Origin of the sequence: Paradevosia shaoguanensis (assembly GCF_016801025.1) — a bacterium.
GTDB classification, from domain to species: Bacteria; Pseudomonadota; Alphaproteobacteria; order Rhizobiales; family Devosiaceae; genus Paradevosia; species Paradevosia shaoguanensis.
Window position 1 is genome coordinate 3,208,898 of the sequence record NZ_CP068983.1, and the last position, 20,485, is coordinate 3,229,382.

25 protein-coding genes and 1 other RNA gene are annotated in these 20,485 nt (G+C 63.5%); 13 read left to right on the forward strand and 13 right to left on the reverse strand.

Annotation, left to right across the window (positions count from 1 at the left end; all coding sequences use genetic code 11):
* Positions 1-269: 269 nt before the first annotated feature.
* From JNE37_RS15355 to JNE37_RS15380, 6 genes are all read right to left on the reverse strand, one after another.
* A complete protein-coding gene (locus tag JNE37_RS15355) occupies positions 270-479 on the reverse strand; it encodes a ribbon-helix-helix domain-containing protein (RefSeq protein ID WP_203063637.1) in 210 nt (69 codons plus the stop codon).
* Between the two features lie 9 nt (positions 480-488).
* The gene (locus JNE37_RS15360; protein WP_035090918.1) at positions 489-974 is read right to left on the reverse strand and encodes an SspB family protein; all 486 of its coding nucleotides are present in this window, start codon (positions 972-974) and stop codon (positions 489-491) included.
* Positions 975-1,060: 86 nt separating this feature from the next.
* Positions 1,061-1,418, reverse strand: a transfer-messenger RNA (tmRNA) gene (ssrA, locus tag JNE37_RS15365).
* Between the two features lie 32 nt (positions 1,419-1,450).
* Positions 1,451-2,008 (reverse strand): DUF1254 domain-containing protein, encoded by a 558-nt coding sequence (locus JNE37_RS15370; RefSeq protein ID WP_203063639.1) that lies wholly within the window; start codon positions 2,006-2,008, stop codon positions 1,451-1,453.
* Entirely contained in the window at positions 2,005-2,580 is a 576-nt protein-coding gene (locus JNE37_RS15375) for a DUF1214 domain-containing protein (protein ID WP_203063641.1), read from the reverse strand. The genes JNE37_RS15370 and JNE37_RS15375 overlap by 4 nt, the downstream gene beginning before the upstream one ends.
* Before the next feature lie 3 nt (positions 2,581-2,583).
* Positions 2,584-4,740: a transglycosylase domain-containing protein gene (locus JNE37_RS15380; protein ID WP_203063643.1), complete on the reverse strand. Its 2,157-nt coding sequence runs from the start codon at positions 4,738-4,740 to the stop codon at positions 2,584-2,586.
* Positions 4,741-4,879: 139 nt separating this feature from the next.
* Between JNE37_RS15380 and JNE37_RS15385 the strand changes: the two genes are divergently transcribed.
* The 5 genes from JNE37_RS15385 to JNE37_RS15405 all read left to right on the forward strand — a co-directional run bounded on the left by JNE37_RS15385 (position 4,880) and on the right by JNE37_RS15405 (position 8,330).
* Positions 4,880-5,335 (forward strand): YcgN family cysteine cluster protein, encoded by a 456-nt coding sequence (locus tag JNE37_RS15385; RefSeq protein ID WP_182399911.1) that lies wholly within the window; start codon positions 4,880-4,882, stop codon positions 5,333-5,335.
* Positions 5,336-5,444: 109 nt separating this feature from the next.
* Complete coding sequence (locus tag JNE37_RS15390) at positions 5,445-5,831, forward strand: SHOCT domain-containing protein (RefSeq protein WP_182399912.1); 387 nt, start codon at positions 5,445-5,447, stop codon at positions 5,829-5,831.
* Positions 5,832-6,172: 341 nt separating this feature from the next.
* Entirely contained in the window at positions 6,173-6,544 is a 372-nt protein-coding gene (locus JNE37_RS15395; RefSeq protein ID WP_081899587.1) for a GntR family transcriptional regulator, read from the forward strand.
* Positions 6,541-7,455 carry an ABC transporter ATP-binding protein gene (locus tag JNE37_RS15400; protein ID WP_035090927.1) on the forward strand — a complete coding sequence of 305 codons (915 nt, stop codon included), beginning with the start codon at positions 6,541-6,543 and terminating at the stop codon, positions 7,453-7,455. The genes JNE37_RS15395 and JNE37_RS15400 overlap by 4 nt, the downstream gene beginning before the upstream one ends.
* Positions 7,452-8,330, forward strand: a complete 879-nt coding sequence (locus JNE37_RS15405; protein WP_203063645.1) for a hypothetical protein — start codon at positions 7,452-7,454, stop codon at positions 8,328-8,330. The genes JNE37_RS15400 and JNE37_RS15405 overlap by 4 nt, the downstream gene beginning before the upstream one ends.
* 22 nt (positions 8,331-8,352) lie before the next feature.
* Here JNE37_RS15405 and JNE37_RS15410 read toward each other — a convergent pair whose 3' ends face one another.
* A complete protein-coding gene (locus JNE37_RS15410) occupies positions 8,353-9,264 on the reverse strand; it encodes an oxidoreductase (RefSeq protein ID WP_203063647.1) in 912 nt (303 codons plus the stop codon).
* Positions 9,265-9,348: 84 nt separating this feature from the next.
* Between JNE37_RS15410 and JNE37_RS15415 the strand changes: the two genes are divergently transcribed.
* A complete protein-coding gene (locus JNE37_RS15415; RefSeq protein ID WP_203063649.1) occupies positions 9,349-9,984 on the forward strand; it encodes a TetR/AcrR family transcriptional regulator in 636 nt (211 codons plus the stop codon).
* A gap of 70 nt (positions 9,985-10,054) precedes the next feature.
* Complete coding sequence (locus tag JNE37_RS15420; protein WP_203063651.1) at positions 10,055-11,311, forward strand: Hsp70 family protein; 1,257 nt, start codon at positions 10,055-10,057, stop codon at positions 11,309-11,311.
* A gap of 161 nt (positions 11,312-11,472) precedes the next feature.
* Here JNE37_RS15420 and JNE37_RS15425 read toward each other — a convergent pair whose 3' ends face one another.
* The 6 genes from JNE37_RS15425 to JNE37_RS15450 form a co-directional block, all read right to left on the reverse strand.
* Positions 11,473-11,895 (reverse strand): DUF1284 domain-containing protein, encoded by a 423-nt coding sequence (locus JNE37_RS15425; RefSeq protein WP_203063653.1) that lies wholly within the window; start codon positions 11,893-11,895, stop codon positions 11,473-11,475.
* A complete protein-coding gene (locus JNE37_RS15430; RefSeq protein ID WP_203063654.1) occupies positions 11,892-12,476 on the reverse strand; it encodes a biotin transporter BioY in 585 nt (194 codons plus the stop codon). Before JNE37_RS15430 ends, JNE37_RS15425 begins: the two co-directional genes overlap by 4 nt.
* A gap of 1,140 nt (positions 12,477-13,616) precedes the next feature.
* Positions 13,617-14,189 carry a uridine kinase family protein gene (locus JNE37_RS15435; protein ID WP_035090937.1) on the reverse strand — a complete coding sequence of 191 codons (573 nt, stop codon included), beginning with the start codon at positions 14,187-14,189 and terminating at the stop codon, positions 13,617-13,619.
* A 300-nt stretch (positions 14,190-14,489) separates the two neighbouring features.
* The gene (locus JNE37_RS15440) at positions 14,490-15,158 is read right to left on the reverse strand and encodes a GntR family transcriptional regulator (RefSeq protein ID WP_203063655.1); all 669 of its coding nucleotides are present in this window, start codon (positions 15,156-15,158) and stop codon (positions 14,490-14,492) included.
* 46 nt (positions 15,159-15,204) lie between these two features.
* The gene (locus tag JNE37_RS15445; RefSeq protein WP_246513314.1) at positions 15,205-15,468 is read right to left on the reverse strand and encodes a YdeI/OmpD-associated family protein; all 264 of its coding nucleotides are present in this window, start codon (positions 15,466-15,468) and stop codon (positions 15,205-15,207) included.
* Positions 15,458-16,027: a CGNR zinc finger domain-containing protein gene (locus JNE37_RS15450; RefSeq protein ID WP_203063656.1), complete on the reverse strand. Its 570-nt coding sequence runs from the start codon at positions 16,025-16,027 to the stop codon at positions 15,458-15,460. Before JNE37_RS15450 ends, JNE37_RS15445 begins: the two co-directional genes overlap by 11 nt.
* A 128-nt stretch (positions 16,028-16,155) precedes the next feature.
* Here JNE37_RS15450 and JNE37_RS15455 point away from each other — a divergent pair, with 128 nt between their 5' ends.
* From JNE37_RS15455 to hflK, 6 genes are all read left to right on the forward strand, one after another.
* Positions 16,156-16,950 carry a thymidylate synthase gene (locus tag JNE37_RS15455; RefSeq protein WP_203063657.1) on the forward strand — a complete coding sequence of 265 codons (795 nt, stop codon included), beginning with the start codon at positions 16,156-16,158 and terminating at the stop codon, positions 16,948-16,950.
* Complete coding sequence (locus JNE37_RS15460; protein ID WP_203063658.1) at positions 16,950-17,963, forward strand: DUF4424 domain-containing protein; 1,014 nt, start codon at positions 16,950-16,952, stop codon at positions 17,961-17,963. Before JNE37_RS15455 ends, JNE37_RS15460 begins: the two co-directional genes overlap by 1 nt.
* On the forward strand, positions 17,963-18,298 hold the full coding sequence (locus JNE37_RS15465; RefSeq protein ID WP_203063659.1) for a MazG nucleotide pyrophosphohydrolase domain-containing protein: 336 nt from the start codon (positions 17,963-17,965) through the stop codon (positions 18,296-18,298). The genes JNE37_RS15460 and JNE37_RS15465 overlap by 1 nt, the downstream gene beginning before the upstream one ends.
* On the forward strand, positions 18,298-18,777 hold the full coding sequence (locus JNE37_RS15470) for a GNAT family N-acetyltransferase (protein ID WP_203063660.1): 480 nt from the start codon (positions 18,298-18,300) through the stop codon (positions 18,775-18,777). The genes JNE37_RS15465 and JNE37_RS15470 overlap by 1 nt, the downstream gene beginning before the upstream one ends.
* Complete coding sequence (locus JNE37_RS15475; protein WP_203063662.1) at positions 18,774-19,286, forward strand: dihydrofolate reductase; 513 nt, start codon at positions 18,774-18,776, stop codon at positions 19,284-19,286. The genes JNE37_RS15470 and JNE37_RS15475 overlap by 4 nt, the downstream gene beginning before the upstream one ends.
* 75 nt (positions 19,287-19,361) lie before the next feature.
* Positions 19,362-20,483, forward strand: coding sequence for an FtsH protease activity modulator HflK (hflK, locus tag JNE37_RS15480; protein WP_203063663.1), 1,122 nt, complete (start codon positions 19,362-19,364; stop codon positions 20,481-20,483).
* Positions 20,484-20,485 lie beyond the last annotated feature (2 nt).

Consider the following 20,485-nt stretch of genomic DNA (forward strand, 5'->3'; position numbering starts at 1 on the left):
CGCAGACTCGCCCTCTCCCCTTGAGGGAGAAGGGACTGCGTATCTGGGTTGATAGTCATCGGCCACTGTCCGCACCCCACCCACGGAACTTCCCCGGCCGCAGAGCCGGGGCCCACGGATATCTCCACTCGGGTGGGGCGGTGCAATAGGCCCCGGGTCTTCGCCCGGGGAAGTACGGTGGTGGGGATGGAGTTGCGTTCAGCCAGCCGCCGCAGCAAGGGTGCGGTTAGGTATCCTGCATGGTGCTTGGCTAAGCCAAGAGCACCCGCTCACGAACCCCCAGCCTGATACCACCGCAACACCGCCACCCGCACTGCGGACGACAGGTTCGGCTCATCGCGCCCCTCATCGATATCCCGTATCACCGCCGCCAGCGGTAAATCCCGGGCAGCGGCCATTGCCTCGAGTCCTGCCCAGAATTCGGGTTCGAGCGCGAGGCTCGTGCGGTGGCCGGCGATGGTGAGGGAGCGCTTCTGCAAAGCGCGCGGTCAGGGTTTCTTGCGGAAGGCGTCGAGGCTGACGACCTTTTCGGCCGAGCCTTCCGCCGCGACCACGGGGGCCGGGACGGGTGCGATCTCGTCGCCCTCTGCTTCGATTTCCTCGACTGTTTCAGCCGCGAGTTCGGGCTCGAACTGCAGTCCGAACTGCACGGAGGGATCGAAAAAGCCCTTTACCGCCGAGAAGGGAATCACCAGCGTTTCTGGCTGGCCGTCGAAGGAGAGGCCGACCTCGAAACCGGTTTCGGTGACCTTGAGGTCCCAGAACTGGTTCTGGAGGACGATGGTCATTTCCTTTTCGTACTGCGCGAGCAAACGTTCGGACAAACGCACGCCCGGCGCGCGGGTGACGAAGGAGATGAAGAAGTGATGTTCACCGGGCAGGCCCGTCCGCGCGACTTCGGACAGTACCTTGCGGACGACGCCGCGCAGCGCTTCCTGAGCCAGAATGTCGTAGCGGATGAGATCTTCGGCCATCGGCGCGCCTTGTCGTACTAAGAGAGATTCGGAGCACCCATACAGCCCAAACAGGGTGCACAATTCAAGCGCAAACAGCGAGAGGAAGTGCAGGCTTCTGTTGCCAGGTGCCTGCGGACCCCGCCTGTCGCCCGGCTAGGAGCGGAGGACTTGAATTCCCAGTGCTAGCACCGCATTACGCGGCGAGAGCGACCGGAGCCTTATGGTTGTCATTAGCAACTATAAGTTTTGGACCGATAACGGTGGTACCTCACCGAGCAAAAGCAACCCTTTACGCCCTCGTCGATCCTGTTTCGCCCCCATGCAACCCGCCGGAGCGGGAGGAATTGGTGGAGGCGCCGGGTACTGCCCCCGGGTCCGATGGGTTTATTACGATAACCGTTTATCGCCATAGCCGTTGCCGGCACGTTCTATATAGGGGCGGCGGCGGCGCGATGCAAATGAATGGCGGCGCACAATTGGGGATTGTGACCAGCCTAGTTGGTGTCGCTCTTGATGTTCCCGCATTCGAGCTCGGAAAGCGCCTTTTCGTAGCGCGCCTTCATGGCCGGATGCGGCGGGGCGAGGCGCACGACGGCGAAAACGTCGTTCTGCGGGGATTCCACGATCAGCAATCCCTCGGCGATATCGAGCTGCTGTTGCGCCAAAAGCCGTGTTTGCGCGGGGTTGAAGATACCCAGGTCGAGGTTCTGTCCGATGCCGTCGCGATTGGTGGTCGAATAGATGACGGTACCGGCGCGATTGTAGACCGCGATCGACCAGAAGGCGTCGGGCAGGGTGCCTGAAACCACGCCGGGGCCCGAGGAAAGGTCAACCTGGCAGACCGCATAGGCCATGTCCGGATCGAGCCGCAGCGGGTTGGGCTCGCCCAGTGCCGGCGCCGGCAGCACGACGGCTTTTTCCACCGCGCCAAGCGCCGTGATGCGCGTCCAGACGTCCTGCGTGGCGAAGATCGGCAGGGCCAGGATCACGACGATATGGATGATCCCGCCCAGCACTGCGCCGGCCAGGAGCCAGAGAAGAGTGCGGATCATGCGCACGCCTCCCGGTCGATGATGGGCAGCGTGTCCGCGCCCGAGCCGACGCCGCCGAAGGCGGAGGTGTCGTAGAGCGTCAGCGCCAGCGAGAACGGGCCGTTGCCCGTGATTTCCAGCCAGTTGAGTGGCGAAAGCGCCTTGCCCACGAAGATCGTTGCGGTGCCGTCTTCGTTGCGGGCGAGACGCGTGCTGTGCATGGTTGCTGCTGCCTCGTCGCGCGCGATGTTGGCGCCATCGGGCGCCTCCGCTACCAGCGTCCAGAAACTCGCGACCGGGGTCGTCCCGTGCACGCGATAGGTGCAGGAGCGATCGAGCGGGCGGCCCGTGCTGTCGTTGGTCGCGACGAATTCCAGCCCCTCGCTCTGGCCGAGCTGCAGCGTGCCGGCGCGGGCGATATGGGCGCGGGTATAGGGGTCGGGCGAGGGCGAGCCGGCGGCAGGCCAGGCGGCCCAGGGCCCGATGCGATAGGCGCCGAAGAGACGGCCATCGGAGAGCGCGAACCAGCTCAGGCCGAAGCCGACGGTGAGCGCGACCGCAAACATCAGGATCAGATGGGACAGGAAGCGCACGCGTCAGTTACCCGGCGTCGATTGCGACACGACAAGCGTAGCCCCGCCGCTGGCACCCTGGAGCGTGCGCAGCGTATCCCCGAGCAGGTCCGCCACTTCGAGCAACTTGTCGGCAGCGGCCGGCTTGAGGCCGGGCGGGCGCTCCTCGACCGGGGCGACGGGCGCCGTGGGTTCGGCTTGCGCCACGATGGGCTTTTCGGGCGTGAAATCGACGCCGAACACCGGCTTGATCTCCACGTTGGTGTGGGCATAGGCCATGAACTTCTGCCAGGTCATGGCCGGCAAAGTGCCGCCGGTGAGGTTGTTGGTGGGCCGATAATCATCGTTGCCGAACCAGACGGCGGCCACGTAATTGCCGGTAAAGCCGCAGAACCAGGCGTCGCGGTAGGAGCTCGTCGTGCCCGACTTGCCGACTGCGGGCACACCCGGAATATCGGCGCGGCGCCCGGTGCCCGAGGTGACCACGGCGCGCATCATCTGGTTCATGTAGGCCACGGTCTGCTCGGAGAGTATGCGCTCGCGGTGGGCTTCCGGGTCCGCTTCATAGACCAGGTCGCCGCGCAGCGTGTTGACGCGGGTGATGCCATAGGCGGGTGTCTTGTAGCCGTCATCGGCGAAGACCGAATAGGCCGAGGTCATGTCGAGCACGCTCACCGAGGCCACGCCCAGCGCCAGCGAACGGGTCACCTCGAAATCGTTGGTGATGCCCATGCGGTGCGCCATGTCGGCGATCGGCTGGCGGCCGGTCTTGATCGAGAGCGTCACCGGCACCGTGTTGATCGACTGCGCGAAGGCCGAGATCAGCGAGATCTTGCCCTTGTAGTTGCGGCCGTAGTTCTGTGGGCACCAATTGCCGATGCAGACAGGATGGTCGTCGATCGTCGAGGTCGGCGTGAGCCCCAGATCCTCAAAGGCCGTGGAATAGACGAAGGGCTTGAAAGCCGAGCCCGGCTGGCGGTTCGAGACGATGGCGCGGTTGAACTGGCTCTTGCCGTAGTCGAGCCCGCCGACCATGGCGCGGATCGAGCCACTGGGCTCGGTCACCACCATGGCCGCTTCGGTAACCTTGTAGGCGGCGCCCTGTTCGCGGATGACCGAGGTCACCGCGTCTTCAGCATAGGATTGCAGCACCGGGTCGATAGTGGTGCGAACGATGAAATTGTTGTCCGACCGGCCTGAGACGATGGTCTTCACCTGTTCGAAGGCCCAATCGAGGAAGTAGTTGGGCGAGTTGACCTCGGCGATCCGGTCGACGGGCGTTGCCGGGTTGCGGCGGGCGGCCGTTACCTGGCCCTCGGTGAGGTAGCCGGCATCGACCAGGTTGGAGAGCACCTGGTTGGCGCGGCCGCGTGCGGCGGCGAGGTCGACATGCGGAGCGAACTTGGTCGGCGCCTTGTAGAGGCCGGCGAGCATAGCGGCTTCGGCCAGGTTGATGTCGGTCACCGGCTTGCCGAAATAATATTCGGCCGCCGCCGTCACGCCGAAATTGCCGCCACCCATATAAGCGCGGTCGAGATAGAGCTTTAGGATCTGGTCCTTGGTGTAGTGCGCCTCCAGCCACAGGGCGAGGAAGGCTTCCTTGATCTTGCGCTCGAGCGTGCGCTCGTTGGACAGAAACAGGTTCTTGGCGAGCTGCTGGGTGATCGAGGAACCGCCCTGCAGCGAAGCGTCGCCCTGGGCGTTCGAGAAGAGCGCGCGGGCAGTGCCCATCACGTCGATGCCGAAATGGTCGTAGAAGCGCCGGTCTTCGGTGGCCAGCGTCGCCTTGATGAGGAAATCGGGCAGCTTGTCGAGCGCCACCGAATCGTCGCTGCGGATGCCGCGTCGGCCGACCTCGTTGCCGTAGCGATCGAGGAAGACCACCGAGATATCCTCGGCCTTGTTGAACTGGCCGGAGGCTGTGGCATCGAAAGCGGGGAGGGCGAGGGCGGTCATCAGCACGAGGCCGATGCTGCCCATGGTCAGGGCGTCCGAGAACAATTCCACGAAGAGGCGCTTGAAGCCGGAAACGCGGAAGATGGACATGAAGTCGCGAAAGCGCGTATAGCCGCGGCCGAGCGACTGCCACGTCTCGTAGAGAGTGGAATCCAGCCAGGCATCGGCGGCCAGCATCCGGCCCTTCTTGGGGCGCTTTTCTTTATGATAGAACGGATCCTGCATCCGAAGTATCCCTCTACGCGCCCGTGCCTTGGATTCTCCCGGTTTCGGCCACATTGGCAAGGCGCTCGCTGGATTATGATCGGCGGCTCGCGAGCGCAAGTGCAAAGCCGCCATACCCTAGAGAATTGACGTTAACGACATGCCCTTCTGGGAAGAAAAATCGCTATCCGAGATGAACGAGGCCGAGTGGGAAGCACTCTGTGACGGCTGTGGCCGCTGCTGCCTCGTCAAGCTCGAGGACGAGGATAGCGGGCAAATCATCACCTCCGATGTCCGCTGCAAGCTTCTCGATGGCGATAGCTGCACCTGCACCGACTATCCCAACCGGCAGCAGCAGGTGCCCGACTGCATCAAGCTCACGCCGGAAAATGTGTTGGAAATCCCCTGGATTCCGCGTACCTGCGCCTATCGGCGCCTCGCCGAAGGCAAGGGGCTCGCCTGGTGGCATCCGCTGATTGCGGGCGACATGCAGGCCATCGAGGATGTCGGGGTTTCCGTGCGCGGGCGTACCGTCAGCGAGCTCGACGTGCAGCCGGGTGAGTGGGAAGACCACGCCGTAGACTGGCCAGAATACGAGCCGCCCGAGGAAATCTGAGCAGGTAAGGCTGCCTTTTGAGACGGAGTGCCAATAGCGGGGACGTCTGACCCATCACGAGGGCAGGGCACTGCCGCTATTGTCGGGACTTCCACGGCAGGAGTTTCCGATGAGCGCGACTTTCTGGAATTACTTCTGGTACATCGCTTCGACCTTCCTGGTCTTTGCCTATTTCATCCTCGTGATCTTCGTCTTCGCCGACATGCTGCGCGACCGGACCATGAGTGGCTGGGCCAAGGCGGGCTGGACGATCTTCCTCATCATCCTGCCGTTCCCGATCGCCCTGGTTTACCTCATCGTGCGCGGCGACAGCATGCAGCAGCGCGAGGTCGAGCGTCAGCGCGCCTTGGCCGAGCGCGCCGACGAATACATTGTCAATGCCATCGGCAAGACCCCTGCCGACCGCATCGCCGCCGCCAAGAAGCTTTTTGACGATGGCGCGATCAACGAGGCGGAATATGCGCGGCTCAAGACGAAGGTGCTGGCTGGCGGGTAATGGCGCTCGTCGCCATCTAACATCTCTACTCCACCCCACCACCGTACTTCCCCGGCCGCAGAGCCGGGGCCCACGGATACCTCCACTCGGGCGGATGGGTGCAATAGGCCCCGGATCAAGTCCGGGGAAGTAACGTGGTTGGGCACATACCGAGCTCGAATCACGCGCACAATCCTGTGTGCAGGCGCCGCCGTCGCAATGCTCCCGCAATACTCCTCCGGCATCACCTCGCGGACCCAGCGGAATCCCCACCAAAACGCCTTTCCTCACCCCATTTTCTCCCGCTATTGACACTCTGTCTTAGTGTGTTACTAATGTACTACACTATGCAGGCAATACACATGAACCAGTGGAACGAGACCCAACCCATTTTCATCCAGATCCGGCAACGGATCAGTCAGATGATCTTGCGGCAGGATGTGAAGGAAGGTGAGGCGCTGCCTTCGGTGCGCCAGATCTCCGCCGATCTTTCGGTCAATCCGCTGACCGTGACCAAGGCGTACCAATCCCTCGTCGATACCGGGATTGTTGAAACGAGAAGAGGACTAGGCATGTTCGTGCAAGAGGGCGCGCGACCGAGGCTTTTGGCTCAGGAGCGCGAGAAGTTCCTCACCGAGGAATGGCCGCGGATCAAGGCGCAGATCAAGGCGCTGGAACTCAACATCGATGACCTGCTCAAGCAGGATGAAACCAAGGCAGGAGCACAGTCATGAGCAACGCTGTGAGCACTATTTCAGAGACGATTGCCTCCGAGCCGATCGTGCATGCGCGGGGTCTGCGCAAGCATTTCGGCAAGACGGAGGTTCTGCACGGTCTCGATTTCGATATTCCACCCGGGCGCATCTATGGCCTGATCGGCCATAACGGCGCCGGCAAGACCACCACGCTCAACGCCCTGCTCGGCCTCACCACCGCCGAGGGCACCATCCGGGTGCTGGGCAAGGATCCGTTCGCGCATCGCGCCGAGTTGATGGAAAACGTCGCCTTCATTTCTGACGTCGCCAGCCTGCCGCGTTTCCTGCGCGTCCGCGAGCTCTTCGCGCTCCTCACCAATATCCATCCGAACTTCGACCAGCAGAAGGCCCGCTCCTTCCTCGAAGGCACGGATGTGAAGATGGAAGCCAAGATCAAGCACCTCTCCAAGGGCATGATCGCGCAGCTTCACCTCGCCGTGGTCATGGCGATCGATGCGAAGCTCCTCGTGCTCGACGAGCCCACGCTCGGCCTCGATATCACCTATCGCAAGCGCTTCTACCGGCGGCTGCTCGAAGACTACATGACCGAGGAGCGTACGCTGCTCATCACCACCCATCAGGTCGATGAGATCGAGTTCATGCTCTCGGACATCATGTTCATCCGCGATGGCGAGCTGGTACTGCACATGCAGATGGAAACGGTGAGCGGCAAATATGCCCAGCTTATCACCGGCCCCGACCATGCCGCCGACGCGCGAGCACTCAAGCCCATCTATGAGGAAACCCGGTTCGGGCAGACGGCGATGGTCTTCGAGAATGTCGACCGCGAGCGCCTCGAAGCCTTCGGCCAGGTGTCCACGCCCACGCTCAGCGATCTCTTCGTTGCCCTGATGCAGCGCACGCCCAGCAATTCCGGAGCTGCCCAATGAAGTCGTTCATTGCCCTGATCAAGCGCGAATATCTCGAGCATCGGGGCGCGTTCCTCTATGGGCCGCTGATCCTGATTGGCCTGATGGTCGTCGGTACGGTGCTGCCGTTCCTCGCCGGCCGGATTCGCGCCGACTATTTCGGGGAAGAGATCGGGGGCACGCTCAAGTTCTACGAACTCGCCTTCATGGCGTCGATCGCGGGCTGGACGTTCTACCTGCTGATCACGCTCTTCTTCTACTACGCCGATGCGTTTTCTGCCGACAAACGCAATAACGCGATGCTCTTCTGGAAGTCGATGCCGGTCAGCGACCTCAAGGTGCTCAGCTCCAAGATGGTCGCCGGTCTCACCGTCTTTCCGGCGCTGATCTTTCTCGCCATGCTGTTCTCGGGGGCCTGGGCCTATGTCATGGCCCTCATGGTCCACTGGCAGTTCCCGCTCTTTGCGGCGCCCGATTTCATCGCCGCCGTCAACAGCTTCTGGCGCATTGGGCTGGTCGGGCTGATCTTCCTGGCGCTGGCGCTGCTCTGGATCGCGCCGTTCTTCGCCTGGGCCGGCGCGCTCTCGACTGCCGTCGGTCGCTGGGCGTTGCCGATGGCCGCGCTCATCCCCGGCATCCTCATCCTGCTCGAGAACGTCTTTCTCAAGGGGCAGGACGGCGGCTTCATCCTCAACTACCTGCGTTACCGCGCCGATTTCACCTGGGCACGCAATGCCGTGCAGAACCAGATCATCAGCCTGGCTCCGGTCGATATCGTGCGGTTCGTGAGTGACCTGCTGGCCCATATCGATTGGGTGCAGATGGTGGCCGGTTGGGCCTTCGTCGTGATCGTCATCGTCGCGGCCAGCGAATATCGCCGCCGCAAGCTCGACTGATCCTTCCCGTGCTGCGCTGGCCTCAGGGCCAGCGCACGCCCGTCATTTCCTCCGAAACCGTCCAGAGCCGCCGTGCGATTGCCGGGTCCTTGGCCCGATCCACTGGTTGCACCAGCGTGGGATAGCCCTTCATCTCGTTGCGACCGTCCGGTCCGTAGAACTGGCCACCTTCGACGCCCGGCGCCGTCGCGGCATAAAGCTGGGGCAGGGCGCCCATTTCGGGCGGCTGCGCCATGAAGGCATTGCCGAACTTCAGCAGCCACGACATGAATCCGGTAGGTCCCGTCGACTGCAGGTTGGTCGAGGCATAACCGGGATGCGCAAGCACGCTCTTGATTGGCAGCTTTTCCGCCCGCAGCAGTCGGTCGAGCTCCAGCGCGAAATAGACATTGGCGATCTTGGACTGAGAATAGGCGCCCGAGCGCGAATAGGTTTTGACCGCGCCCAGGTCGTCGAAATGGATATGGCCGCTTTTGTGCAGCCCTGAACTCATCGTCACGACCCGCGCGTCCGCACTGCCGGCAAAGGCCGGGAGCAGTTGCAACGTCAGTGCGAAATGGGCCAGGTGGTTGGTGCCGAACTGCAGCTCGAACCCCTGTTTGGTTACCCGGCGCGGCGGCATCATGATGCCGGCATTGTTCATGAGCACATCCAGCCGCCGTCCGCTCGCGACGAACCCGCTGGCGAAGGCCGCAATCGAATCGAGATCGGCCAGGTCCGCCAGCGCCAGCTCGACCTTGGCGTCCGGCACGGCCGAGAGGATTGCTCGTCGCGCGCTCTCGCCCTTGGCGGGGTCTCGCACGACCATCATCACATCGGCGCCATGTCGCGCCAGTTCGAGCGCCGAAACGTAGCCCAGCCCGCTATTGGCGCCGGTGATAACGATGGTGCGCCCGGTCTGATCCGGAATATCGGCGGCGGTCCAATGGGCCATTGTTCATTCCTGTTGCGTTCGGTGCTATCTAAACAATGTTAAGTCGTTTATCTTAACGCTGTAAAGATGCTTGATGATCCTAAAATGAAACCGGCTCCCAAGGCGCCCCGCGAAAACTACCATCACGGCGATCTGCGTGGCGCGCTGATCCGTGCCGCCGACGCCATCCTCGCCGAGAGCGGGGTGGAGGGTTTCACCCTGCGCGCCGCGGCCCGTCGCGCCGGCGTCTCCCCGGCCGCCCCCGCCTACCACTTCTCCAGCGTCCGCGGCCTCCTCACCGAAGTCGCCATCCTCGGCTACGAGGAATTGCAGCGTCACATCGAGATCGACGGCTTTGCGGGCGACGATACTGCGCTGCTGCGCCGCCAGGCTGCCGGCTATGTCCGTTTCGCGCTGACCTATCCCGGCCGCTTCCGCGTGATGTTCCGCCCGGATCTGCATCTCGTCGAGGACGAGCGGCTGCATCAGGCGGCGTATGCCGCCATGGGCCAGCTTGCCGCCACCGTCTGCCGCCGTGCGCAATTGCCGCTGTCGCCCCGACCCGAACCGCGTGCCGTCGCCGCGGTTCTTGCCGCCTGGTCGCAGGCGCACGGCATTGCCCAGCTTTTCCTCGATGGCAAACTCAACGGCTTTGCCGGCGCCACCACGCCGCAGGAGGCGGCCGATCGGCTGCTCGATGACGTTCTGGCCGAGGCCTGGCCGGAGCGCGGCCATAAATAGGGTTCCCTTGCCGGGCGACACCCGTTAAGAAGCCGCTCCTTCATTCCCCGACCAGCTTTGCGGTAGCGCCATGACCCTCACTTGCGGCCTCGATTTCGGCACGTCCAATTCCACCATGGGTGTTGCCGCCAATGGCGTGCCTCAATTGCTGGCGCTCGAGGATGGTCGCCAGACGATTCCCAGCGCCATCTTCTTCTCGTTTGAGGATGACGTGACCTATTTCGGGCGCAAGGCGCTGTCCGAATACGTCACCGGCGCCGATGGGCGTATCATGCGCGCGCTCAAGAGCGTGCTCGGCACCAGCCTCATCAACGATCGCACGCGCATCAAGAAGCACCAGGTTGCCTTCACCGATATCCTTGGTCTCTTCATTGCCGAGCTCAAGCAGCGCGCGGAAACCGCCCTCGATGGTCAGATCGAACAGGTCGTCGTTGGCCGTCCGGTTCGCTTTGTCGATGACGACGACAAGGCCGATGCCGAAGCGCAGGACCAGCTCGAAGCCGCCGTGCGCAAGCAGGGCTACCGGCATGTCGAGTTCCAGTTCGAGCCCATCGCCGCCGCCCTTGACTATGAGCGCTCGGTGATCCGCGAGGAGCTGGCGCTGGTCGTCGACCTCGGCGGCGGCACGTCCGACTTCACTGTCATCCGGGTTTCACCCGAGCGCGCCAGAGCGACCGCGCGTGCGCAGGACATCCTGGCCACGGCCGGCGTCCATATCGGCGGCACCGATTTCGATCGACTGCTTTCCATGGGCAAGATCATGCCCATGCTCGGCTACCAGACCGAGACCGCCGATCACAAGCGCGTCCTGCCCTCGGCGCCCTATTACGACCTGGCCACCTGGCACCGCATCAACCGGCTCTATAATCCCAAGACGCTGGCCGAACTGCGCAGCACCCGCAACGAGGCCGAGCGTCCCGAGCTCGTCGAGCGCATGATCGACATCGTCGAGAACCGCCTTGGCCACCGCCTCGGCGCCAGCGTCGAAGAAGCCAAGATCGGGCTCTCAGATGCCGAGCAGGTGCGTTTCGCCTTCGCTGCCCATGAGCATGACCTCGAAACCGAGATCACCCGCGCCGATTTCGATGCTGTCCTCGAAAACTCCGTCGCCCGCATCAAGGCCACCATCGACGCCACCCTGCAGCTCGCCGGTATCGAAGCTCCGGCCATCGAAACCCTGATCCTCACCGGCGGCTCCACCCTCGTCCCTGCCATCGTCGCTGCCCTCGCCGCGATGTTCCCGAAGGCTCAGACCGTGCGCACGGACGTATTGGGAAGCGTGGGCCTGGGCCTGGCGCTGGATGCCTCGCGGCGGTTCCAGGGTTAGTCCGCCGACCTAAGGCCTCCCCGATCACTCTTCCCCGGCGAAAGCCGGGGCCCATGGAATTATCCCTAGGCTCCGAACCCCAGCCTTGGCCGGAGGAGGCGTGGGAGTTGGGCGAACAAGCCAGAGGGGGGCGGTCATAGAAGGGCCGGCCAGGACCTCCCTCAACACTCCAACCGCACCCCCGCGTATCCACCACCCGCGATCCGCGTACAAAGCTCGCTCCACTCGCAAGCCGAGCACGCCTCCCGGCTTGTTCCTCTCGCAAACGCCTTCCGCATCCGCTCCACCAGCGCTGCTGACAACCCGATCGTTTCCCCCTCAACCAGCCGTCGCCCAACGATCTCGCTCACCGCAAGCGTGGCCAGCCGATCCCGCTCGACCACGCTCTCCTGGTGGCAATGCGGCTCCGCGCCTTCCAGCAGCGGCGCGCAGACATCATCCGGCCCGGCGACGAGTTCTATCTCTTCTCCCGCCGAGAGCCGGGCGACGATACGGTCGTAGTTGGCGGTGAAGGCCCGGGAATAGCCTTCACCGACATAGGTCAGCATGCACAGCAGGTGATGTGCGCGCAGCCGAACCGTCACGAGCGCGGCGCCCGGATGGTGTCGACGCCCTTGAGGAGCGCCGCATGCAGGCCTGACTTGAGGATGGCGCCCAGGATGAACGGCGTCACACCGGCAGCCAGCGCCGCCTCGGCGCCGATGATCGTCGCCAGGTAGGCCCAGCCGGCCACCAGCGCGAGCGCATTACCAAGCAGCGCGGCCGCAAAGCTGCGCACGAAATTCGCGCCGCTCCAGCCGCGCTCGGCCAGCCAGCCAACCATGGCCACCATCACCGGGAACGACCAGAGGTACCCAGCCGTCGGTCCCACGAAATGCATGGCGCCACCCGAGCCTCCCGAAAGCACCGGCAACCCGATCATGGCCTCGCCCAACCAGGCAATCACCGTCAGCGCGCCCAGCCGCCAACCATACAGCGCCCCGACCAGCGTCAGCGCCAGCGTCTGGATCGTCATCGGCACCGGCCCGATCGGCACCTCGATCTGCGACGCCAGCGCCAGGAACAGCGACCCGGCCACAACGGCCGCGGCCTTGACCGCAAGCGGCCGATTCCCAAGCGAAAGAAGGTCCGCATTGCGGGTAGGGGAGGAATTGATGCTCGGCATTCGAGGCTCCTGGATGAATTATAGATAATTTGGTTGTATGATGTGGGTAGGAGTCCAGATAATCTATTATTTGGCAAGGGCGGATGTGAGGTTGTGGAAAATTGGGGATGGAGATGTTGGGAGAGAGGGTGACTCGATCGGAATTGGAGCTATCGGCTCTGGCGGTTAGAGCTGGTGCCATTCCGGAGGTAACAGCGACCGGCATTTGCGAGAGGCGGCCACGCTGACAACAGCCCACAACCAGGCATTCAGGTTACAAACCCGCGCCCGTGCTAGCACGTCTCCCTCCCCCTTGCGGGGAGGGGACAGGGGTGGGGGTGAGCCAGGGGCGCTGTGGCTCTCCGTTCGCATTACCACCGCTTTCCTGACTCCGTCGCCTCCCCCTTGTGGGGAAGGATCGAGGGGGTGAGCCCAAGCTCCGTGTTCGAGACACCCCCACCCCTATCCCCTCCCCGCAAGGGGGAGGGAGACCTGCCGGCGCAATCACGCGATACGGCTCGCTTCGCGACCTTTGCCTGATCGTCGTTCCGTTCTCACCATTTCCATCTCCTATCCTCCCGGTTTCCTCACCGCACCTTCCACCTTTCACCTCCCTCACCCCACCACCGCATTTCCCCGGCCGAAGAGCCGGGGCCCACGGATCCCTCCACTCAAGTGGAGCGGTGCAATAGGCCCCGGATCAAGTCCGGGGAAGTAAGGTGGTGGGGGTGAGAACGAGGGTGGCAGGAGAGCCAGGAACGATCGTGCCAAAAAACTTATCCCCACCCCCATCACCCTCCCGCATACTCCTTCCCATCCCTCCGCCAACGGCGAGGCACAGTACGCAGTGCCGCGGCGGCTGGCGGCAGGACTGGATGCAGATAAGGTCGACACCTGCATCTCGCCCTGCCGCCAGGTTCTGGGAGTTGGGGGAAGCCCGGGGGCGCCTGGGCTTACGGCCTAAGTGTGACGTGACCGGCCCGGAGTGCGCTCGCGGGCAACTTGCGTGAACGGGCTTGTCGAAACCTCAAACGCTCAAGGGGCGAGGCCATGCCTCGCATATCGCTAGCAAACATAGACTTGAGGCAAACCTCGCCCCGAGCCGCCAACGAACCACCAGCAAACCCGACCGGAGCAATCCGAGCCGGCACCTAGGTGCGTCTACTCGATCCCTCGCCCCGCCACGACATAATCGGCCCGCGCCCGCGGGTTGGTGGCGAGGTAGAGATCAGCGCTGGGCAGGTAGAGTTCGCGCCAGTTGATCACGTCGGAATTGCCGTCGCGCAGCGTTCGCGCCGCCAATGCGCTGGCGCGGTCGCTCTCCACGAACAGGCGCAGGTCGTAGTGCGGCGCCAGCAACGGGTCGAGTGTCGAGCAGCCTTCCACGATCACCGGGCCGCGCCGCACGAGCGTGCGCATCTGCCGGCTGAGGCGTCCGGTTTTCCAGTCGAAGGGCTGGTAGGTGCATTGGCCGTCGCGCTGGAGGTCGGTCACCGCCTGGCGGAAGGCGTCGATGCGGAAATAGGGGAAGGGGTAGGCCGGCCCCATATGCCTGCTGCGCAGGCGCCGGGGCAGCACGAAATCGTCGAAATGCAGGATGTCGAAGTCGAAGGCATCGGCGAGGCGCATGGCGAGTGTCGTCTTGCCCGAAACCGGCATGCCGTCGATGGCAATCAGTTGCGCGCGTTCGAAGCGGTCGCGCAGGACAGGGGCGACTTCATCGAAGCGCAGCAAGGCAGGTCCTCCTGCGTCGATGATCAGGCCTTTCCGTCGTGAAGGCAATTGCCCATCGCGTTAGGGTTCGTACTCAATAAGTTCCGGCGCCCCAGAGCGCCTTATCTTCCTATCCGAAAGATTTCAACGGAAACGCCGTCCGTCTGCCGCGCCACAACCACTGAACTTCCCCGGCCGCAGAGCCGGGGCCCACGGGTTCCTCCACTCGAGTGGAGGGTGGCAATGGGCCCCGGATCAAGTCCGGGGAAGTCCGGTGGTTGGGGAGGCCATCGCAACCTCATCTACCGGCGAGTACGGACCCTAGCCCTGGATCGAAAACGCTTCGCGCGTGGCACCGGAAGCCAGTCGCACCGGGCGCTGGCCGATCCACTGCACGTGCCGCGCTAGAATCGAGACCGCATTGTCGATCTGCCCGGCGCGCAGCGCCGCCAGGATCGCGCGGTGATCATGGTCGGTGCGCGTTTCCCAATCCGAGCGCCAGGTGGCGAAGAGAAAGCGGGCGCTCATGGCGTGCAGATCATCGATGGCCGCGAGCAGCCGCGGCATGTTGCAGGGCGTGACGATGGTGCGGTGGAAGGTGCGGTTGGCCTCCTCCCAGGAGCGGACGTCGCGGGAGCGGTCGCCGGCAAGCGTCGCCTGTTCGGCAGCGTCGAGGATGGTCGGGGTGAGGCGCGGGGCGGCATGGCGCAGGGCCAGGCTCTCCAGCGCGGCACGCATCTCCGCCACCTCACGCACGCTCGATAGATCGAAGGAGGCAACCCGGACGCCGCGGCGCGGTTCGCTGATCGCCAGCCCCTGTGCCTCGAGCCGCCGGAAAGCCTCGCGAACCGGAACGTGGCTGGCGCCGAATTCCTGAGCGATGTGATCCTGGCGCAGCCGGGCACCGGGCTCGATGTCGCCGGCCACGATGCGTTCGGCAAGGGCCCGGGTGATCTGCCCGGCTATTGTGTTGTCGCGTTCACCACTCATGAATTGTAGATAATCGGGGCGGTGATGCCTGTCGAGGACTGGCGGCTCAGCGTCCACCGCTCCATTTCATGCGCATGTAGACCCCACCGGCTTCCAGCTCGTCGAGCATCTGGTTGAGCCGCTTGAGTTGCGTCTCTTCGCGGGCCGCCTTGTTGATCCACATGAGGTAGTCGTTGCGCTGGTAGGCCGGCCGCTCGGCATAGCGTTCGACCAGCCCTCGCTCCTCCAGTGCCAGCCGCACGAAATCGGGCATGGGCTGGAGCGGGCGCGCGAGCCGGTCGGTGGCGGGCGAGGTGGTCTCAATGGACATGATCGTCTCCTTTGCCTTTGGCGCGGTGGCGGGCGACCTTGGTGAGGTTGCCGCAGCGGGCCATCGAGCACCACTGGCGGCGGCCAGGGCGCGAGTTATCCACGAACATCAGGGAGCAGGTAGGATTGGCGCATTCGCGGAAGCGCTCCACCCGGTCCGTGCCGAAAAGGTGGATCGCCTCGCGCGCCACGGTTGAAAGGACCTGCGCGAAGGCGGCGTCCCGGTTCCATTCGTGCCGTCCGCCATGCCAGCGCGGTACGAGGTCGGGGAGAGCGGCGGTTTCCTCGATGAGCGCGATGTCGGCCGCGCCCGGCACCTTGTGCTCCACATGGGCGCGCGCGGTGAACCAGAGCGCTTCGCGCAGCGCGCGGGCGGCGGCGAATTCGGTTTCCGTCACCGAAGGGCGGAAACGCAGGTCGGGAGAGGCCTCCGCCCAATCAGCGAGGTCACTGGGGGAATGCCAGCTTTCCCAGCGCGAGCGCCAACCCTCTCCGCCCGTCTGGGCGAAGTCGATGGCGAGCGAGCCGCCAATGAAGATGAAGCGCGGTGGCCAGGGCATTTGTGTAACCTCTTATACAGGTTACAGTGATCGGGCAGCGCGAAGGAGTCAAGCGCCGCGGCGGTGCGGCTTGGGGAATGTCGGGTTTGGGGAGGCAAGTAGCGCCAGAATCGTCTAGTGTCGGCGGCATGAAAGCTTACCAGCAATTGCTCAGCGATATCCTCGAGAAGGGCGCCGACAAGTCGGATCGCACCGGCGTCGGTACGCGCTCGCTTTTCGGCTACCAGATGCGGTTCGACCTCTCCGAGGGCTTCCCGCTGCTGACCACCAAGAAGCTGCACATCAAGTCGATCGTCTATGAACTGCTGTGGTTCCTGCGCGGCGATACCAATGTGCGCTGGCTGCAGGAGCGGGGCGTCAAGATCTGGGACGAATGGGCCGATGAGAACGGCGATCTCGGCCCGGTCTACGGCTCGCAATGGCGGAGCTGGCCGGCGCCTGACGGCCGCCATATCGACCAGATCGCCAATGTGGTGAACTCGATCCGCACCAAGCCGGATTCGCGCCGCCACATCGTCTCGGCCTGGAACCCGGCCGAGGTCGACGAGATGGCGCTGCCGCCATGCCACTGCCTCTTCCAGTTCTACGTGGCCGGCGGCAAGCTTTCCTGCCAGCTCTACCAGCGCTCGGCCGATACGTTCCTGGGCGTGCCGTTCAACATCGCCTCCTATGCGCTCTTCACGCATATGATGGCGCAGGTCACCGGGCTTGAGGTCGGCGACTTCGTGCATTCGTTCGGCGACGTGCACCTCTATTCCAACCATTTCGAGCAGGCGCGCGAACAGCTCAGCCGCGAGCCGCGGCCGTTGCCCAGGCTCACGCTCAATCCCGAAGTGAAGACGCTCGAAGACTTCACCTTCGAGGATTTCACCATCACCGGGTACGATCCCCATCCCCACATCAAAGCAAAGGTTGCCGTCTGATGTTGTCCAGGCTCGGATTCGCTCTGATCGTTGCGGTCTTCCCGGCTTCGGCCCTGGCCAATGACACCATGGCCCAGCTCGGCGTGGGCGGGCTGACCTTCCTCACCAACGACAAGATCGAGATGGCTTCGGAAGACCTCTCGATCTCAGCCGAACAGGTGAAGGTCGTCTACGAGTTCAAGAACAATTCCGATGCGGACCAGCGCGTGCTGGTGGCCTTCCCGCTGCCCGACATTACCGGCAGCGGCGACTTCATGGTCAGCGTCCCGACCGAGGATCCGGAGAACATCTTCGGGTTCGAGACCACCTTCAACGGCAAGCCGGTCGAGGCGACGCTCCACCAATATGTCTTCTCGGTCGGTATCGACCAGACCGAGTACCTCAAGAGCCTGGGCATTCCGCTCACGCCCTATGGCAACGACACGATCGAAAAGCTCAATGCGCTCCCGGACGAGGACAAGCAGGAGCTGATGCACCGCGGTCTCGTGATCCCGATGGAATACGATGCGGGGCAGGGTTGGCAGACGGACATGACCCCCGTCTGGACGCTCAAATCCACCTATAGCTGGGAAGCCAATTTCAAGGCCGGCGCGCTGGCCGAAGTGATCCACACCTATAAGCCGAGTGTCGGCGGAACAGTCGGGGTCTCCTTCCTCGCCGAGCCCTACGAGGACTACGATCCGGCCACGAGCTACAAGAAGGATTATTGCACCGACGACGCCTTCATCAACGCGGTCAAGAAGACGCTCAAGGACAAGAACGATCCTTACAGCGCGCCCTTCACCGAGAGCTGGATTTCCTACATCTGGTCGACCGGCAATAACTGGAGCGGCCCCATCGGTCGCTTCCACCTTACCGTCGACAAGGGCTCGCCGGAAAACCTGATCTCGTTTTGCGGCACCGACGTCAAGAAGACCGGCCCCACCACGTTCGAGATGACGGCGACCGATTTCTTCCCGCCCTATGACCGCGAGCTCGAAATCCTCATCCTCAACCGGCAGCAGCCGGAGTGATGTCAAAGGCGCTGGAGGAGCTTGCCGAAAAGGTCGGTCGGGTTTCCGACATCTACGCGACGCGCAACGACATCGCCCGCGATGATGACTGGTATGCCCTCAAGCTCCAGGAGGAGGTTGGAGAGCTCGTCAGCGCCTATCTCCGCCTCACTGGTCGCGGTCGTGCCAAGGGCGAGGGTCGCGAGGCGATCGCTGCGTCCCTTGCCGACGAGGCGGCCGATGTGCTCGCCCAATTGCTGCTCTTCGCTGCCCATAACGGCATAGACCTTGCTGCCGCGCTGGATCGCAAATGGTTCAGCTATCTCGATAAATCTCCAACCAGATCTCCTGCCTGATGTCCGTTTCCATTCGCCCCACCACGGCCGCAGACGCGCCGCTCATCATCAAGTTCATCGGGGACCTGGCGTCCTACGAGAAGCTGCTGCACGAGGCAAAGGCGACCGAGGCCGATATCGTGCGCGATCTTTTCGGGCCGTCGCCCAAGGTGTTCTGCGACATCGCCGAGTGGAACGGCCAGCCGGCCGGCTTCGCGCTCTGGTACTATACCTATTCGACCTTCCAGGGCCGGCACGGCATCTGGCTGGAAGACCTTTTCGTCGAGCCGGCCATGCGCGGCCATGGCCTCGGCAAGGCGCTGCTGGTCCATCTCGCCAGGCGCTGCCGCGCTGACAATCTCGGGCGGCTCGAATGGGCGGTGCTCGACTGGAACGAACCTTCGATCCAGTTCTACAAATCGCAGGGCGCCATCTTCATGGATGATTGGCGCCGGTGCCGGGTCACCGATGGCGCGCTGGAGGCGTTGGCCGGGCGATGACCATCAAGATCGCAATGATCGCTGCCGTCGGCAGCAATGGGGTGATCGGGGCCGGCAATGCCATGCCCTGGCGGCTGCCGTCGGATTTCGCGCACTTCAAACGGACCACGATGGGCAAGCCGCTCATCATGGGCCGCAAGACTTTCGAGAGCATCGGCAAGGCCTTGCCGGGGCGCATCAACATCGTTGTTACACGGCAGAAGGGCTATCAGCCTGATGGCGTTCTCGTTATCGACAGCCTCGATGCAGCCATCGATCACGCGCGCACGATTGCCGAGGCCGAAGGTGTTGACGAGGTTTTTATCGGCGGTGGCGGAGAGCTTTATTGCGAGGCCATGCCGCTGGCCGATCGCCTCTACATCACCGAAGTAGACCTTGCACCCCAAGGAGATACGGTGTTTCCGTCCATCGATCACAACGTCTGGGTGGTGGTCGATGAGCCCGAAGTGCCGCTCACCGGGAAGGATACTGCGTCATTTCGCGTAAAGGTCTATGAACGCCGCGCATAGCTCCGCATTGATCGGTCATAAGCGCTTCCCTATATAGTTCGGCAACCTTTTGAAAAGCGACCGGAAAGGAACGCGATGCCCTGGGACAATAATACGGGTGGAGGCGGCCGCAATAATAATGGCGGTCCGTGGGGACAGGCCCCGCAAGGCGGCGGACCCCGCCGGGGCGGCACTCCCAATCTCGAAGAGATTCTCAACCGGGGTCGCGACAGCTTTCAGGGTGGTATTCCGGGCGGACGCTGGGTCCTGATCGGTGGCCTTCTGGCCGTCGGCGCCTTCTGGCTGCTGAACTCGGTTTATACCGTGGACCCACAGCAGGTTGGCGTCGAACTGCGTTTCGGCAAGCCCAAGCCCGAGCTCGCCAGCCCGGGCCTGCATTTCATGGTCTGGCCGATCGATAGCGTCGAGAAGGTCAACGTCACCGAAAACCAGACGGAAATCGGCAGCGTGCCGGTGTCCTCGCGCCGTCCCGGCGCGCGCGACGAAGGCACCATGCTCACCTCCGACCAGAACATCGTGGACGTGAAGTTCTCGGTGCTGTGGTCGGTCGCCAACCCGATCGAATACCTGTTCAACGTCCGCGACGCTGACGACATGGTCCGCAGCGCCGGCGAAAGCGCCATGCGCGAAGTGGTGGGCCGCCGTTCGGCCCAGGCCATCTATCGCGAGGACCGCGCCGGTATCCAGGTCGAGGTGCAGCAGATTACCCAGCGCATTCTCGATGACTACAAGCTGGGCGTCCGCGTGAGCCAGATCGCCATCGAGAACGTGGCCCCGCCGACCGAGGTGGCCGATGCGTTCGATGAAGTGCAGCGCGCCGAACAGGACCAGGAACGTTTCCAGGAAGAAGCCCGGCAGTATTCCAATACGCTGCTCGGCGACGCCCGCGGCCAGGCTGCGCAGATGCGCGAAGACGCCGCGGCTTACAAGAACCGTGTCGTGCAGGAAGCCGAAGGTCAGGCTTCGCGCTTTACCTCGGTCTATGACGAATACGCCAAGGCCCCGGAAGTGACGCGCGAGCGTCTGTTCCTCGAAACGATGGAACAGGTTCTCGGCAGCTCGCAGAAAGTGATCGTGGACAAGGGTGCAGGGTCGGGTGTCGTTCCCTACCTGCCGCTGCCCGAGTTGAGGCCCAATGCGGGCATCACCCCGCCGGCAAACTCGTCGTCCACTACTCCTAGCGCGCAGGGGAAGTAAGC